Below are 15,062 nucleotides of genomic sequence, written 5' to 3'. Positions count from 1 at the left end.
TTCCCAATCAGTAAAACATCGTCCGCGACTCTTCCAGATCCGCGCACAATTGCTTGTTCTCCGGATCGATCCCCAGTTTCCTGAACGCCGGCACACTGAGCGGATCAATCCGTGAAATCGGATGATCGCTGTCTTTGTGGCAATACAGACTCGCCACCTGCACCAGATCGACGTAATCGATGTGCGCCGAGTCGCGTTTGAAATCCAGGTACAGCCCCGGCAACGCCACCAGTTGCTCGGGAAACTCCCAGACCCGCAACAATTTGTCGCCCAACAGTGGATGAATGTGGTCGATCACATGGTTGAGGCTGACCGGGTCCGACAGCAGTTCGTAGTGATCTTCGGCGTAGGTCAGGATCGGCAGCACGCCGATCTGATGCACCAGTCCGCCGAGCGCTGCCTGATCAGGCTTGAGTTGGGTATGCCGACGGCACAACGCATAGCTGACACCGGCGATTTCCAGACTCTTGCGCCAGACTTCGCGCATCTTCTGTTCGACCACTTCGGAGCGGGCGTGGAAGATCTGTTCCATCACCAGACCGATCGCCAGGTTGCTGCTGTAGTTGACCCCCAGCCGGGTGATCGCGGTGTGCAGATCGGTGACTTCCTGGGTCGCGCGCAGCAACGGGCTGTTGACCACTTTGATCAGGCGCGCCGACAGCGCCGTGTCGCGGCCAATCACTTTGCTCAGGGTGCTGACGCTGATTTCCGGGTCTTCGGCGGCCTTGCGAATTTGCAGGGCCACTTCCGGTAACGTTGGCAGAACCAGGTCATCGTTATCGATGGCCTCAACCAAATCCTGTTGGACCTTATCCGCCAGCTCGCTCATGTGGACTCTCTAGGGTGTTGCAACAAAAGCTGCGATCAGCGCTGGATTTCGCGGTCGCGATCCAGTTCGTAGGGCAAGTCGAGCAAATGCAGGGCTGGCCCTTCGAGGGCGCCCAAGTGCAAATCACCCGCTTCGGCAGCTTCGGCCTGCAACACCGCCAGCAGTTCAATTTTTTCTTCGGCGTGGGCAGCAATCACCACTTCGCCGATGGCGCTGCCATGGCTTGGGGCGAATAGCGGGGTGCCCGGCTCCGGCAGTTCGCTCGCGTCCAGCTGCACGCGGTAGAGACGACGCTTGAGCTTGCCGAGGTACTGCATGCGCGCGACGATTTCCTGGCCGGTGTAGCAGCCTTTCTTGAAACTCACGCCACCGACGGCCTGCAGGTTGAGCATCTGCGGGATGAACAGTTCGCGGGTGGTCGGCATGACCTGGCCGATACCGGCGCGGATCTGCCCCAGCAGCCATTGGTTCAACTCGCCTTCAGACAGGGCGGCGGCCAATTTGGCCTTGATGGCATCGGCTTGATCGGCCGGTACCCAGAGTTCGGCGCGATCCGGCGAGACGCGAATCGCGATCAGGCCTGCGTTGCGCACCACGCTGTCGGTTTCGCCTGGCAGGTTCAGACCCAGGCTGGCCAACGCAGCGTCGCCGTGCTCCAGGCCAAAACGCACCCAGGCGGCGCTTTCGTCGGTCAGTTTGGATTTGGAGAACACCGCGTACTTTTTCAGATCCGCCAGTTGTGGCTCCAGCAGTTCGCTGGCCATCGCCAGCAGCACGCCGTCACCTTCGAGCAGAATGCGGAAGCTCGACTGCATCCGGCCTTTTTGCGTGCAGCGCGCGCCCAGGCTGGCCTGGCTGTCGCTGAGGTAATTGATGTTGCAGGTCAATTGGCCTTGCAGGAATTTGCCGGCATCCACGCCGCGAACCGCGAGTACGCCTTCATGAGACAGGGTGCAGAAAAAAGCAGAATCGGCCATGGGTCATCGCAGGGTAAAAAGTCTGGGGCACATCATAAGGGCGCGTTGTTGAAATGGGTAGTTGATAAAGGATCGGTGGTGCCCGACCAAAGCCGACTGTGCGACCCGCGTCGGGGCTGTATACTGCGCGCCTATTTGAGGAGGGCTCCATGGTCGAACAAGTTGAACTCAATCGCCTCTTCTGGCACAGCCGCCGTGGCATGCTGGAACTTGACGTGCTGCTGGTGCCGTTCGTGAAAGAGGTCTATCCGCACCTCAACCAGGTCGATCGCGACTTGTATGTCCGTCTGCTGACCTGTGAGGATCAGGATATGTTCGGCTGGTTCATGGAGCGCAGCGAGTCCGAAGACCCTGAGCTGCAGCGCATGGTGCGGATGATCCTGGACCGTGTTCAGCCCAAGTAACACGTTCGAATGCCGCTGGCATGCCTCACGGCAGTTGCTGGCGGCGTATCTGTTGGCCCAGGCGTTCGCTTTGGGTGCCTTGTTTCTTCTGTCGATTCCACTCTGGGCCAGTCTGCTCGGGGCTTTCGCCTGTCTGCTGCATGCCGCTTGGGTGGTGCCACGGCAGATTCTGCTGAAGCATCCGCAGGCTTTTTGCGGATTGCGCCGCGACGCCGATGGCTGGCAGTTATGGAATCAGGCGGGTGGCTGGCAAGCGGTTCAGTTGCGCCCCGACAGCCTGGCGTTGCCACTGATTGTGGTGCTGCGTTTTCGTTTGCGCGGGGAGCGGCGGGTGCGCTCGATCTGCGTGCCGCGAGACTCGCAGGCAGCCGATGTGCATCGACGCCTGCGGGTGCGGCTCAAGTTCAGCCGGCGTAGGTGGGCGGCACCAGAATAGTGTCGAGCGCCTCGGGCAGCAGGTTCGGGTAGTCGAGGGTGTAATGCAGTCCACGACTTTCCTTGCGTTCCATGGCCGAGCAGATCATCAGTTCGGCAACTTGCGCCAGATTACGCAGCTCGATCAGGTCGCGGCTGACTTTATAGTTGCTGTAGAACTCGTCGATCTCGTCCAGCAACAGACGCACGCGGTGCTGAGCCCGTTGCAGGCGCTTGTTGGTGCGCACAATGCCTACGTAGTCCCACATGAAACGACGCAGCTCGTCCCAGTTGTGGGCGATGATCACGTCTTCGTCGGAATCGGTCACCTGGCTGGCGTCCCACTCAGGCAGGGCGTTCGGCGCGGCGACGTCATCCAGTTGCGCAAGAATGTCCGCTGCCGCCGAGCGGGCATAGACGAAACATTCGAGCAGCGAGTTGCTGGCCATGCGGTTGGCACCATGCAGACCGGTGAAGCTGGTTTCGCCGATCGCGTACAGCCCCGGCACGTCGGTACGACCGTGCTGGTCGACCATCACCCCACCACAGGTGTAGTGCGCTGCCGGTACGACCGGGATCGGTTGCTTGGTGATGTCGATGCCGAAACCCAGGCAACGTTCGTAGACAGTCGGGAAGTGGCTTTTGATGAACGCTTCAGGCTTGTGGCTGATATCGAGGTAGACGCAGTCGACGCCCAGACGCTTCATTTCATGGTCGATGGCCCGGGCGACGATGTCGCGTGGCGCCAGTTCGGCACGTTTATCGAAACGCGGCATGAAACGTTCGCCGTTGGGCAGCTTCAGGTGCGCGCCTTCGCCACGTAGTGCTTCTGTGATCAGGAAGCTCTTGGCTTGCGGGTGATACAGGCAAGTGGGGTGGAACTGATTGAATTCCAGGTTCGCTACCCGGCAACCCGAGCGCCATGCCATGGCGATGCCATCACCGCAGGCGCCGTCGGGGTTGCTGGTATAGAGGTAGACCTTGGCCGCGCCGCCGGATGCGAGGATCACGAAGCGCGCGCCGTAGGTGTCGACTTCGCCGGTCGCGCGATTCAGCACGTATGCGCCGAGGCAACGCTCGCCGTCCATGCCCAGACGGCGTTCGGTGATCAGATCAACGGCAACCCGTTGCTCAAGCAACTCGATATTGGCGCGCTCTCTGGCCTGGGCGAGGAGGGTGGTGAAAATCGCTGCACCGGTCGCATCGGCTGCGTGGATGATGCGCCGATGGCTGTGACCGCCTTCACGGGTCAGGTGGAATTCGAAACCGCCGTCTTCGGTGCCGGACTGTTCGTCGCGGGTGAAGGGCACGCCCTGGTCGATCAGCCACTGGATGGCTTCGCGGCTGTGCTCGACGGTGAAGCGCACTGCGTCTTCATGGCACAGACCGCCGCCGGCGTTAAGGGTGTCGTCGACGTGGGATTCGACAGTATCGGTATCATCCAGCACGGCAGCGACACCGCCCTGGGCCCAATAGGTCGAGCCGTTGGCCAGATCGCCTTTGCTCAATACGGCAATGCGCAAGTGACCCGGCAGGGTCAGCGCGAGACTCAAACCGGCAGCGCCGCTGCCAATGACCAGAACATCGTGTTGAAACTGTTGGCTCATTTCAGGATTCCGCTCAAAGCGACCCGGATCGGGGGTGGCGCCAGACAGCTGGATCGGCGAGTCAAGACAGCCACACAGCCCACTAGTATATAGAGGGGGGGAGCGGCACAATAGCCGGGCTCGTATGGCATTGTGAAACTACTGTGACGACAAAAGCTTGACGCTTCGTCGGACGTTTTTTTCCGTCGTTTTGGGAAAAGGCGACTGTATCGAGGATGAAACAGGCTTTTTCCGCGCACGGTCGCTCAATGTCGCTTGAGCGCGGCTATAAATAATTGGAACTTTTGCCAGAGGCCCAAGATCAATAGTCCGTTGCCTGAAGCACGGGACAGTGTCGGCTTCAATGCAAAACCTGCGAATTGGGTTTTGCCGGCGAACCGATGACAAGATTATTCGCGCAGCCGGTTTATCCCGCGCTGCGTTTTTCGTGCGTGCCAAATCAGAGCCCGCAGGAAACTTGCCTGGAGGGGGAGAACTTTTGCGAAAAGCCCGAGTCTATGTTTGCAAGTCTGGTCGTTTAGTTATGCAAGCCTCCTCCATGCTTATCGAGGAGTGTTCATGCTAACCCAGGAAGAGGATCAGCAGCTGGTCGAGCGCGTTCAGCGTGGCGACAAGCGAGCTTTCGATCTGCTGGTGCTGAAGTATCAGCACAAAATTCTCGGGTTGATCGTGCGTTTCGTGCACGACACCCATGAAGCCCAGGATGTGGCTCAGGAAGCCTTTATCAAGGCCTACAGAGCGCTAGGAAACTTTCGCGGAGACAGCGCGTTCTATACGTGGCTTTACCGCATTGCCATCAACACGGCAAAAAACTATCTGGTTTCACGCGGCCGCCGGCCGCCGGATAGCGATGTAAGTTCTGAAGATGCGGAGTTCTACGACGGCGATCATGGCCTCAAGGATCTCGAATCACCGGAGCGCGCATTGCTGCGGGATGAGATCGAAGGCACCGTCCATCGAACCATTCAGCAACTGCCAGAGGATTTACGTACGGCTTTAACTTTACGTGAATTCGATGGTCTGAGTTACGAGGACATTGCGAGCGTCATGCAGTGTCCGGTGGGTACCGTGCGCTCCCGGATTTTCCGCGCCCGGGAGGCCATCGATAAAGCCCTGCAGCCGTTGTTGCAGGAAAACTGAGACAGCGGCGACAGCCAAGAGAGGAACGCCATGAGTCGTGAAGCCCTGCAGGAATCGCTGTCCGCAGTGATGGATAACGAAGCGGACGAACTGGAATTGCGTCGAGTGATCAATGCACTGGACGATGTTGAAACCCGTGAGACCTGGGCTCGTTATCAGATCGCTCGGGCAGCGATGCACAAGGATCTGCTACTTCCGCGTCTGGACATTGCTGCGGCAGTTTCTGCTGCGCTGGAAGACGAAACGGCTCCAGCCAAAGTATCCCGTGGCCCATGGCGCAATCTTGGCCGTCTGGCCGTTGCAGCGTCGGTGACTGTTGCGGTGCTGGCTGGTGTGCGCCTGTATAATCAGGACGAAATCGCTGGCGTCGAGCTGGCCCAGCAGTCCAATCAGCCTTCGCTGGTTGCGCCTCAGGTTAAAGGCCCGGCTGTTCTGGCAGGCTACAAGGAAAGCTCGGAAACCACAGGCCCGATGGCCAACGGCGTACTGCAAGGTCAGCCAGGCTGGCACGATCAGCGTCTGCCAGGCTATCTGCGTCAGCATGCCCAGCAGGCTGCACTGAAAGGTACTGAAAGCGCACTGCCTTATGCGCGTGCAGCAAGCATGGAAAACCGTTAAGGAGGATCATGCGCGCCATACCTCTACTTTCGCTTCTGCTTGGTGGCTGGTTCGTTGTTCCAGCCCATGCCGACGAGGCTCAGGACTGGTTGACCCGCCTGGGCCAGGCCGAGCAGCAGCAAAGCTTCCACGGCACTTTCGTATACGAGCGTAACGGTAGTTTTTCTACCCACAACATCTGGCATCGTGTCCAGAATGGCCAGGTCCGTGAGCGTTTGCTTCAGCTCGATGGCTCGGCTCAGGAAGTCGTGCGCGTTGATGGACATACTCAATGCGTCAGCGGCACCCTGATTGCGGGGTTGGGAGACTCACCCAACTCGAACGCTCGTTCGCTTGATCCCCAAAAGCTGAAAAACTGGTATGACCTTGCTGTCATCGGCAAGTCGCGCGTGGCCGGGCGTGATGCGGTCATCGTATCGCTTACGCCTCGTGACCAGCATCGCTACGGTTTCGAACTGCATCTGGATAAACAGACTGGTTTGCCACTCAAGTCGTTGCTGCTCAATGACAAGGGGCAGTTACTCGAGCGCTTCCAGTTCACCAGCCTTGATACCGCGGATGCCCCTTCTGACAAAGATCTGCAACCTGGCACCGAGTGCAAGGCAATCACCCTCGACAGTGACAAGGCCTCCGCCGTGAAGACGGCCCAGGTCTGGCATTCGGACTGGCTGCCTCCGGGGTTTGTGCTGACCAGCAGTACCTCGCACAAAGACCCGGAAACCAAGACTCAGGTCAGCAGCCTGATGTATGACGACGGGCTGGCGCGGTTTTCGGTGTTTCTCGAGCCGTTGAACGGCGCGACAGTCACCGATACCCGCACACAGCTCGGGCCGACCGTCGCTGTTTCCCGCCGCCTGACCACGCCTGAAGGCGAAATGATGGTGACGGTGGTCGGTGAAATACCCATTGGCACGGCCGAACGGATTGCCCTGTCGATGCGCAACGATGGCGCTGCAACCAGCAAGCAGTGAGCTGATTTCAGTCATTTCCACTTCTTCTTCGAGACGTAGATGAAATGTTTGCTCAGCATTTTCATTTGCAAATCACCCGAAAGTTTTTTATAGGTCAGAGCCTCACGGCTCTGGCCTTGTCTGTTGTTCCCGGAACAAAAATGCCGGCCCGCGGTTCCCGGTGTTCCTTGCTCCATATCGCTTAACCCTGCTCGTCGTAACGGGAGCTGTATGTCGATACTTAGCTTGAAGTCTTATCTCTCCATTTTCGCCACCGTGCTGGTGCTCGGTCAGGCCGTTCCCGCTGCCCAGGCGGCCGACTTGCCGGACTTCACCCAACTGGTTGAACAGGCCTCGCCTGCGGTGGTGAACATCAGTACCACGCAGAAACTGCCTGATCGCAAAGTGAACCAGCAGATGCCTGACCTGGAAGGCTTGCCGCCGATGCTGCGCGAGTTCTTCGAGCGTGGCATGCCGCCTCAGCAGCGTTCGCCACGCGGTGATCGCCAGCGTGAAGCGCAATCGCTGGGTTCGGGCTTCATCATTTCCTCGGATGGCTACATCCTGACCAACAACCATGTGATTGCCGATGCCGACGAAATCCTCGTGCGTCTGGCTGATCGCAGTGAAATGAAAGCCAAGCTGATCGGCACCGACCCGCGTTCCGACGTGGCCCTGCTGAAAATCGATGGCAAGGATCTGCCGGTGCTCAAGCTCGGCAAGTCCCAGGACTTGAAGGCTGGTCAGTGGGTCGTAGCGATCGGTTCGCCGTTCGGCTTTGACCATACCGTGACTCAGGGCATCGTCAGCGCCGTCGGCCGTAGCCTGCCGAACGAAAACTACGTGCCGTTCATCCAGACCGACGTGCCGATCAACCCGGGTAACTCCGGTGGCCCGCTGTTCAACCTGAATGGTGAAGTGGTCGGGATCAACTCGCAGATCTACACCCGTTCCGGTGGTTTCATGGGTGTGTCGTTCGCCATCCCGATTGACGTAGCCATGGACGTTTCCAATCAGCTGAAAAGCGGTGGCAAGGTCAGTCGCGGTTGGCTGGGTGTGGTCATCCAGGAAGTAAACAAGGATCTGGCGGAGTCGTTCGGTCTTGATAAGCCGGCCGGTGCGCTGGTTGCGCAGATTCAGGATGACGGTCCGGCAGCCAAGGGCGGCCTGCAAGTGGGTGACGTGATCCTGAGCATGAACGGTCAGCCGATCGTCATGTCCGCCGACCTGCCACACCTGGTCGGTGCGCTGAAGGCTGGCGCCAAGGCCAACCTCGAAGTGATTCGTGACGGCAAGCGCAAGAATGTCGAGCTGACAGTCGGCGCAATTCCGGACGAAGACAAAGAGCTGGCATCGCTACCGAAATCCGGCGCGGAAAGCAGCAGCAACCGCCTGGGTGTGTCGGTGGTCGAATTGACCGATGAACAGAAGAAAGCCTACGACCTCAAAGGCGGCGTGGTCATCAAGGACGTCCAGGATGGTCCTGCAGCCCTGATCGGTCTGCAGCCGGGTGACGTGATCACTCACCTGAACAACCAGGCCATCGGCTCTACCAAGGAGTTCGGCGAGATCGCCAAGGCGCTGCCGAAGAATCGTTCGGTGTCGATGCGCGTTCTGCGTCAAGGCCGGGCCAGCTTCATCACCTTCAAACTGGCTGAATAATCCGGTTGCAGTGAAATAAAAAACCGCCTCGAAAGAGGCGGTTTTTTTATGCCTGAAACAATGTTTCGAGGACGAAAACTCAGCCCATCATGTCCTTGATCATGCGCTCCTGCTCCATCAGCTCACGCTGGCGTGCATCGATCCGCGAGGACAGCGGGAAGTTGCTGCCAGCCTTGCGTTTGGCAAAATCGAGCTGCTGGATCGCCTGACGATAATCACCCACCAGCGCAAAGTATTCGGCGCGAGCCTGATGCAAGCCGATGATGTTCCCTGACAAGCCACGGGTTTCGGCAACCTGGTACCACACGTCCGGATCGTTCGGGCGGGATTTGAGCAGGCCTTCAAGGGCTTTCTCCGCGTCGGCGGTGCGATTCTGTTTCAGTAGCAGATCGACGCGAACCTGATTCAGCGGGTAGTTGCCCGGATATTGCGTGAGCATCCGGTCAACCCGCGTTTGCGCATCCGGCAGGCGGTTGTTGGTGATGTCCAGGTCGATCTGCGCGAGGTTGTAGATGATCTCGTTCGGCGACTTGGCCAGCAACTGCTTGAGATTCTCCCGCGCTTCATTGAGCTGAGCGCCTTTGATCTGTGCGATCGCCAGGCCATAGCGCGCCACGTCGTTTTTCGGGTTCTCGTCCAGTTGGGCGCGGAAGCGCTTGGCGCCCAGCCCCGGAGTTTCTTCATAGATCAGTTGGACGCGGGCACGAATCAACTGATAGCGCATGCTGTCTTCAATACCGCCCTGTGGTGCCTGCTCGGCGCGGTTGCGAGTGTCGGCGATACGCGATTCGGTGACCGGGTGAGTCAGCAGAAATTCCGGCGGCTTGGCGTCGAAGCGATACTGGCGCATCAGGCGCTCGAACATGGTCGGCATCGAACGTGGGTCGTAGCCGGCCTTTTCCAGGTTGAGAATGCCGATGCGGTCGGCTTCCTGTTCGTTCTGGCGCGAGAAGGTGCGTTGCGATTGAATCGCCGCGGCCTGAGTGCCGGCGATGGTCGCGATCCCGGCATCACCGCCCCCGGCGGCGGCAATCACGATCCCGGCGAGCAGCGCCGCCATCATCGGCACCTGCATCCGCTGCGAAGCCTCGACGCCGCGCGCGAAGTGGCGTTGCGACAAGTGAGCCAGTTCGTGGGCCAGTACCGAAGCGTATTCGCCTTCAGTCTGCGCGTTGAGGAACAGCCCGCCGTTGACCCCGACCACGCCACCCGGCGCCGCGAAGGCATTGAGTTGCGGGCTGTTGATCAGGATGAACTCCAGACGGCGGTCAGTCACCTGGCTGGTTTCCACCAGCTTGTAGACGCTGGACTCGACGTAGTCCTTGAGCTGCGGGTCGTTGAGTTGTGCAACCTGGCTGCGCAACATGGCCAGCCAGGCGCGGCCGAGCTGGTATTCCTGTTGCGGTGAGACAATGGCAGAACTGGCGTCGCCAAGTGACGGCAGATCGTCGGCAAAGCCTGGTGAGGCGAGCAGGCAAGCGAGCGTCAGCAGGGTAGGGCGCAGAAATGTCATGCACAAAGCCTTAGAAGACAAAGACCTTACTGTAGCCGGACACCGGGCTTGCGACCAGATATTCTAGGCAGCTCAATTACCCGAACCGGAGTGACGCGATGACCGACCCTGTAGCCCATGACTGTGAACTGGACGCCAGTGGTCTGAATTGCCCGTTGCCGTTGCTCAAGGCCAAAATGGAACTCAACAAGCTGCCCAGTGGCGCCGTGCTCAAGGTGATCGCCACGGATGCCGGCTCGCAGCGCGACTTCCGCACCTTTGCCCGTCTGGCCGGTCATACGCTGCTGCGCGAAGAAGACGAAGCAGGCGTCTACCGTTATTGGTTGAAGAAAGCCTGACACCGACAGCGTAAAAGACCTAAGGATTATTGATGTTCAAAGTGTTACGCGACTGGATTCAGCGCTACTTTTCCGATGAAGAGGCGGTGGTGCTGGCGGTGCTGCTGTTTCTCGCCTTTACCGCGGTGCTTACCCTCGGAGGGATGCTCGCGCCGGTATTGGCCGGGATGGTGCTGGCGTATCTGATGCAGGGGCTGGTGCTCGCTCTTGAGCGCATGCGCTTGCCTGGTGCGGCGGCGGTGGGGCTGGTGTTCGCGCTGTTCATGGGCGTGTTGCTGGTGTTCATCGTGGTGGTCTTGCCGCTGCTGTGGCATCAGTTGATCACGCTGTTCAACGAACTTCCGGGCATGCTCGCCAAGTGGCAGTCACTGCTGTTGCTGCTGCCGGAGCGCTATCCGCACCTGGTCTCCGACGAGCAGGTACTGCAGGCCATCGAAGCGGCGCGTGGCGAGATCGGCAAGTTCGGCCAATGGGCGCTGACCTTCTCGCTGTCGAGCCTGCCGCTGCTGGTCAACATCATGATCTATCTGGTACTGGTGCCGATCCTGGTGTTCTTCTTCCTCAAGGATCGGGCCATGATCGGCGAGTGGGTGCGCGGCTATCTGCCCCGTGAGCGGGCGCTGATCACCCGCGTGGCGCAGGAAATGAACCGGCAGATTGCCAACTACATTCGCGGCAAGGTCATCGAGATCGTGATCTGTGGCGGTGTGACCTACATCGCGTTCGTCGCCCTTGGCCTTAACTATGCGGCGCTGCTGGCGTTGCTGGTCGGGGTGTCAGTGGTGGTGCCGTACGTCGGCGCGGTGGTGGTGACCGTGCCGGTGCTGCTGATTGCCTTGTTCCAGTGGGGCTGGAGCGATCAGTTCATCTATCTGATGGCGGTCTACGGGATCATTCAGACCCTGGATGGCAACGTGCTGGTGCCGTTGCTGTTTTCCGAGGCGGTCAACCTGCACCCGGTAGCGATTATCTGCGCGGTGCTGTTGTTTGGCGGACTATGGGGATTCTGGGGAGTGTTCTTCGCGATTCCGCTGGCGACGCTGTTCAAGGCAGTGCTGGATGCCTGGCCGCGCAAGGAGCCGGTTGTAGCTCCGTTACTGTAAAGCCGGATTATTCTTTGAGGCTTATGGCCCCTTCGCGAGCAAGCCCGCTCCCACAGTTGACCGAGGTCTATGTGGGAGCGGGCTTGCTCGCGAAAGCGTCAGTGAAAACGACGCAGAAATATCAGGCCTTATTCAGGGCCTGAGCCGCAGCCAGCACCGCATCAACATGCCCCGGCACTTTCACGCCGCGCCATTCCTGACGCAGCACACCGTTCTTGTCGATCAGGAACGTGCTGCGATCAACGCCCAGGTATTCCTTGCCGTACAGCTTCTTCAGCTTGATCACGTCGAACAGTTGGCAAACGGCTTCATCCTTGTCGCTGATCAGCTCGAACGGGAATTCCTGCTTGCACTTGAAGTTCTCGTGGGATTTCAGGCTGTCGCGGGAAATACCGAAGATTTCCGTGTTGGCAGCCTGGAACGCCGCGTACTGGTCACGAAAACCCTGGCCTTCGGTGGTGCAGCCCGGGGTGCTGTCCTTCGGATAGAAGTAGATCACCACTTGCTTGCCCTTCAGGGCGGACAGGCTGACGGTCTGCCCGCTGGTGGCAGGTGCTTCGAAATCCGCAACCGGTTGGTCGATGACAACGGCCATGAAAGCTTCCTTACATTGGGTTTTGTGGGCGCCAAGGTTCGATCAGCGCATCCAGGTTCATCGCGTCGGCGAAGTCCAGGAACTGGTCGCGCAGCCAGCTGATCTGGGTGCCGGCCGGCAGCGTTACGGTGAACGTGGCGTTGAGCATGGTGCCGCCAGTCTGCGGGGCCTGATAGGTATCGCAGGTCAGGTTTTCCAGCTCGACGTTGTGATCCATGAAGAACTGGCACAACTCGTTGATGATGTCCGGGCGATACGCCGAGCTGACATAGGCCACGTACGGCAGGGCCTGTGGGCGATTTTCCAGCGCGGCACTGCGCACCACGTTGACGGTAAAGGCGTGGCGCTTGGCCAGGCCCGACAGGCTGCCTTCGAGACGGGCCAGGGCGTCCCAACTGCCGGAGATTTCCAGCACCAGGGCGCTGCATTCGCCATGGCGAGTCAGACGGGAGGTGACGACGGCGCAGCGATTTTCATGGCTGGCGCGGCACAGGACGTTAGTCAGCTCCATGGGGTTGGCGCCAAGGGCACTGATGACAAGGAATTGTTCGCGAACTGTGGGGGTGGACATGCAGCATTCCTAAAGCGATGAGCGGTCGGTAGGTCGATGGGCGTTGGCCGTCGGGATGCGTCTGCGCGTGCCGATTCAGAAAGCCCCGGGCCATGGCTCGCAATTCGCTCCAATATAGGCAGAGCGTGCAGCAGCGACACTGGAACGGGGCCTGGGTGGCCGACAGGGGAGGCTGGAGCCCGACGTACAAGCTGATCTGTACCGATCAAAGTCTGAAGGGTAGCGAAAACCGACGCCAAGGGGAATGGCGGCGCAGTACTTCGCTTGTGCAAGCATCTTGGCGCCAGTACCATTACCGCTCTCTTTTTCCGGCAGGAGCGGTTTCATGATTGCGGGCAGTATGGTGGCACTGGTCACTCCCATGGATGCACAAGGGCGTCTTGACTGGGACAGCCTCAGCAAACTCGTGGACTTCCATCTCAAGAACGGCACCCATGCCATTGTCGCGGTCGGTACCACCGGCGAGTCGGCAACCCTTGATGTAGAAGAACACATCGCCGTCATCAAAGCCGTGGTCAAACAGGTTGCCGGCCGTATCCCGGTGATCGCCGGTACCGGCGCCAATTCGACCCGCGAAGCCGTCGAACTGACCCGCAACGCCAAGGAGGCCGGCGCCGATGCCTGCCTGCTGGTGGTTCCGTACTACAACAAGCCGACCCAGGAAGGCCTGTACCAGCACTTCAAGCACATTGCCGAAGCGGTCGACATTCCCCAGATTCTCTACAACGTTCCCGGCCGCACCTCCTGCGACATGCAGGCCGAGACCGTGATTCGCCTGTCCACCGTGCCGAACATCATCGGCATCAAGGAAGCCACCGGCGACCTGAAACGCGCCAAAGCCATCATCGACGGCGTGAGCAAGGACTTCATCGTGCTGTCCGGCGATGATCCGACTGCTGTCGAGCTGATCCTGCTGGGCGGCAAAGGCAATATCTCCGTGACCGCCAACGTCGCCCCGCGCGAAATGGCTGATCTGTGCGAGGCTGCGCTGAATGGCGACGCCGACACCGCACGGGCAATCAACGAAAAACTGATGCCGCTGCACAAGGACCTGTTCATCGAAGCCAACCCGATTCCGGTGAAGTGGGCTTTGGTTGAAATGGGCCTGATGCACGAAGGCATCCGCTTGCCGCTGACCTGGCTGAGCGCTCCTTGTCATGAAACGCTTCGCACGGCCCTGCGCCAGTGCAGCGTCCTGGTTTAATTGAGGAAGTACAACGCATGAAGCGAATGGCCGGACTTTCCGCACTTGCCTTGATTATCTCCAGCACCAGTGGCTGCGGATGGGTCTGGGGCCCGGAAGGTTATTTCCGTGACCGTGGTAGCGATTACCTGGAAGCGCAACAGACTCCACCGATGCAACTGCCACCGAATGTCAGCACCTCCAAGCGTCTGGATCCGCTGTTGCCGATCCCGCGCAACGTGGCTGATGACACCGCCAAGGGCGAGTACGTGGTGCCGCGTCCACAACCGCTGTCGGCGATTGCCGACGCGACCGACTACTCGTTGCAGAAGAGCGGCGACTCGCGTTGGGTCATGGCCCAGCATCAGCCGGCCGAAGTCTGGCCAGTGGCGGTGCAGTTCTTCCAGGACAACGGTTTCCGTCTGGATGAACAGCGCCCGCAAACCGGCGAATTCACGACTAAATGGCAGCATTCCGACGAACTGTCCGCCGCCATGGCCAAGCGCCTGAGCGCAGCCGGTGTCGGTGCCGACAGCGAAACCCGCGTGCGGGTGCGTATCGAGCCAGGCGTGCAGCGCAACACCAGTGAGATCTACGTGGTCAGCGCCGAGCGTCCTGCCGGCAGCACCGCCGATGTCGATTTCACCAACCGTTCGGTCAACACTGGCCTGGACGCCGCGCTGGTCGACGACATGCTCGCGAGCATGAGCCGGATCTCCGAGAAGGGCGGTTCGGTGTCGATGCTGGCTTCTCGTGACTTCGATACCCCAAGCCGTGTCAGCCTCAGCGAAGACGGCAGCGGCAACCCGGTACTGAACGTCGGTCCGGACCTGGATCGTGCCTGGTCGAGCGTCGGTCGTGCGCTGGAGCAAGGTCAGTGGCGCGTTGAAGACATCAACCGCAGCCTGGGCCTGTACTACATCAACCTGGCCGAAAAAGCCGAGAAGAAAGACGACAAGCCTGGTTTCTTCAGCAGCCTGTTCGGCAGTGCGCCGACCAAGGAAGAAGTTGAAGCCCGCGCCGAGCGTTATCAGGTTCGCCTGAGCAAGGTCGGTGAAAACGTTCAGGTGACCGTCGAGAAGAACATCAACACCGTTGCGCCTGCCGATGTAGCGCGCAAAGTGTTGAGCGTGATTCAGGACAATCTGGGCTGATCAC

16 protein-coding genes are annotated in these 15,062 nt (G+C 59.6%); 10 read left to right on the top strand and 6 right to left on the bottom strand.

From position 1 onward, the window contains the following. Positions 1-7: 7 nt before the first annotated feature. The gene (locus AC27VU_RS09740) at positions 8-829 is read right to left on the bottom strand and encodes an HDOD domain-containing protein (protein ID WP_400496100.1); all 822 of its coding nucleotides are present in this window, start codon (positions 827-829) and stop codon (positions 8-10) included. Positions 830-864: 35 nt separating this feature from the next. Continuing rightward, the gene (gene ygfZ, locus AC27VU_RS09735) at positions 865-1,806 is read right to left on the bottom strand and encodes a CAF17-like 4Fe-4S cluster assembly/insertion protein YgfZ (protein WP_488723938.1); all 942 of its coding nucleotides are present in this window, start codon (positions 1,804-1,806) and stop codon (positions 865-867) included. 149 nt (positions 1,807-1,955) lie between these two features. Here ygfZ and AC27VU_RS09730 point away from each other — a divergent pair, with 149 nt between their 5' ends. Together AC27VU_RS09730 and AC27VU_RS09725 are read left to right on the top strand one after the other, a co-directional pair. Beyond that, positions 1,956-2,210: an FAD assembly factor SdhE gene (locus AC27VU_RS09730; protein ID WP_003222550.1), complete on the top strand. Its 255-nt coding sequence runs from the start codon at positions 1,956-1,958 to the stop codon at positions 2,208-2,210. Continuing rightward, complete coding sequence (locus tag AC27VU_RS09725; protein WP_103485632.1) at positions 2,194-2,646, top strand: protein YgfX; 453 nt, start codon at positions 2,194-2,196, stop codon at positions 2,644-2,646. The genes AC27VU_RS09730 and AC27VU_RS09725 overlap by 17 nt, the downstream gene beginning before the upstream one ends. Here AC27VU_RS09725 and nadB read toward each other — a convergent pair. Continuing rightward, positions 2,615-4,231 (bottom strand): L-aspartate oxidase, encoded by a 1,617-nt coding sequence (gene nadB / locus AC27VU_RS09720; protein WP_003222555.1) that lies wholly within the window; start codon positions 4,229-4,231, stop codon positions 2,615-2,617. The two genes, AC27VU_RS09725 and nadB, sit on opposite strands and share 32 nt — an antisense overlap. A 558-nt stretch (positions 4,232-4,789) precedes the next feature. Here nadB and rpoE point away from each other — a divergent pair. The 4 genes from rpoE to AC27VU_RS09700 all read left to right on the top strand — a co-directional run bounded on the left by rpoE (position 4,790) and on the right by AC27VU_RS09700 (position 8,601). Beyond that, positions 4,790-5,371, top strand: coding sequence for an RNA polymerase sigma factor RpoE/AlgU (gene rpoE, locus AC27VU_RS09715; RefSeq protein ID WP_003172477.1), 582 nt, complete (start codon positions 4,790-4,792; stop codon positions 5,369-5,371). A gap of 30 nt (positions 5,372-5,401) precedes the next feature. Further along, positions 5,402-5,989 (top strand): sigma-E factor negative regulatory protein, encoded by a 588-nt coding sequence (locus AC27VU_RS09710; RefSeq protein WP_003222558.1) that lies wholly within the window; start codon positions 5,402-5,404, stop codon positions 5,987-5,989. Positions 5,990-5,997: 8 nt separating this feature from the next. Further along, a complete protein-coding gene (locus AC27VU_RS09705) occupies positions 5,998-6,960 on the top strand; it encodes a MucB/RseB C-terminal domain-containing protein (RefSeq protein ID WP_473019021.1) in 963 nt (320 codons plus the stop codon). A gap of 210 nt (positions 6,961-7,170) precedes the next feature. Then, the gene (locus AC27VU_RS09700) at positions 7,171-8,601 is read left to right on the top strand and encodes a DegQ family serine endoprotease (RefSeq protein WP_003222562.1); all 1,431 of its coding nucleotides are present in this window, start codon (positions 7,171-7,173) and stop codon (positions 8,599-8,601) included. A 79-nt stretch (positions 8,602-8,680) separates the two neighbouring features. Here the strand turns inward: AC27VU_RS09700 and AC27VU_RS09695 are convergent, their stop codons facing one another. Then, complete coding sequence (locus AC27VU_RS09695) at positions 8,681-10,114, bottom strand: M48 family metalloprotease (RefSeq protein WP_003222564.1); 1,434 nt, start codon at positions 10,112-10,114, stop codon at positions 8,681-8,683. A gap of 98 nt (positions 10,115-10,212) precedes the next feature. Between AC27VU_RS09695 and AC27VU_RS09690 the strand changes: the two genes are divergently transcribed. Both AC27VU_RS09690 and AC27VU_RS09685 read left to right on the top strand, forming a co-directional pair. Then, positions 10,213-10,452 (top strand): sulfurtransferase TusA family protein, encoded by a 240-nt coding sequence (locus tag AC27VU_RS09690; protein WP_003222566.1) that lies wholly within the window; start codon positions 10,213-10,215, stop codon positions 10,450-10,452. 32 nt (positions 10,453-10,484) lie between these two features. Next, positions 10,485-11,555, top strand: a complete 1,071-nt coding sequence (locus tag AC27VU_RS09685; protein WP_003222568.1) for an AI-2E family transporter — start codon at positions 10,485-10,487, stop codon at positions 11,553-11,555. Between the two features lie 121 nt (positions 11,556-11,676). On the opposite strand, the gene AC27VU_RS09680 is transcribed toward AC27VU_RS09685, so the two are convergent. Beyond that, the gene (locus tag AC27VU_RS09680) at positions 11,677-12,150 is read right to left on the bottom strand and encodes a peroxiredoxin (protein WP_003222570.1); all 474 of its coding nucleotides are present in this window, start codon (positions 12,148-12,150) and stop codon (positions 11,677-11,679) included. Between the two features lie 10 nt (positions 12,151-12,160). Next, a complete protein-coding gene (locus tag AC27VU_RS09675; protein WP_003222572.1) occupies positions 12,161-12,721 on the bottom strand; it encodes a glycine cleavage system transcriptional repressor in 561 nt (186 codons plus the stop codon). Positions 12,722-13,046: 325 nt separating this feature from the next. Between AC27VU_RS09675 and dapA the strand changes: the two genes are divergently transcribed. Further along, positions 13,047-13,925 (top strand): 4-hydroxy-tetrahydrodipicolinate synthase, encoded by an 879-nt coding sequence (gene dapA / locus AC27VU_RS09670; RefSeq protein ID WP_488723937.1) that lies wholly within the window; start codon positions 13,047-13,049, stop codon positions 13,923-13,925. 17 nt (positions 13,926-13,942) lie between these two features. Further along, positions 13,943-15,058 (top strand): NlpB/DapX family lipoprotein, encoded by a 1,116-nt coding sequence (gene bamC / locus AC27VU_RS09665; RefSeq protein ID WP_003222574.1) that lies wholly within the window; start codon positions 13,943-13,945, stop codon positions 15,056-15,058. The last annotated feature ends 4 nt before the right edge of the window (positions 15,059-15,062 follow it).

Source organism: Pseudomonas sp. 14P5.3.2 (genome assembly GCF_057799175.1).
The sequence above is the reverse complement of the archived record's forward strand: the minus strand, read 5'-3'. Positions and strand labels throughout refer to the sequence as shown.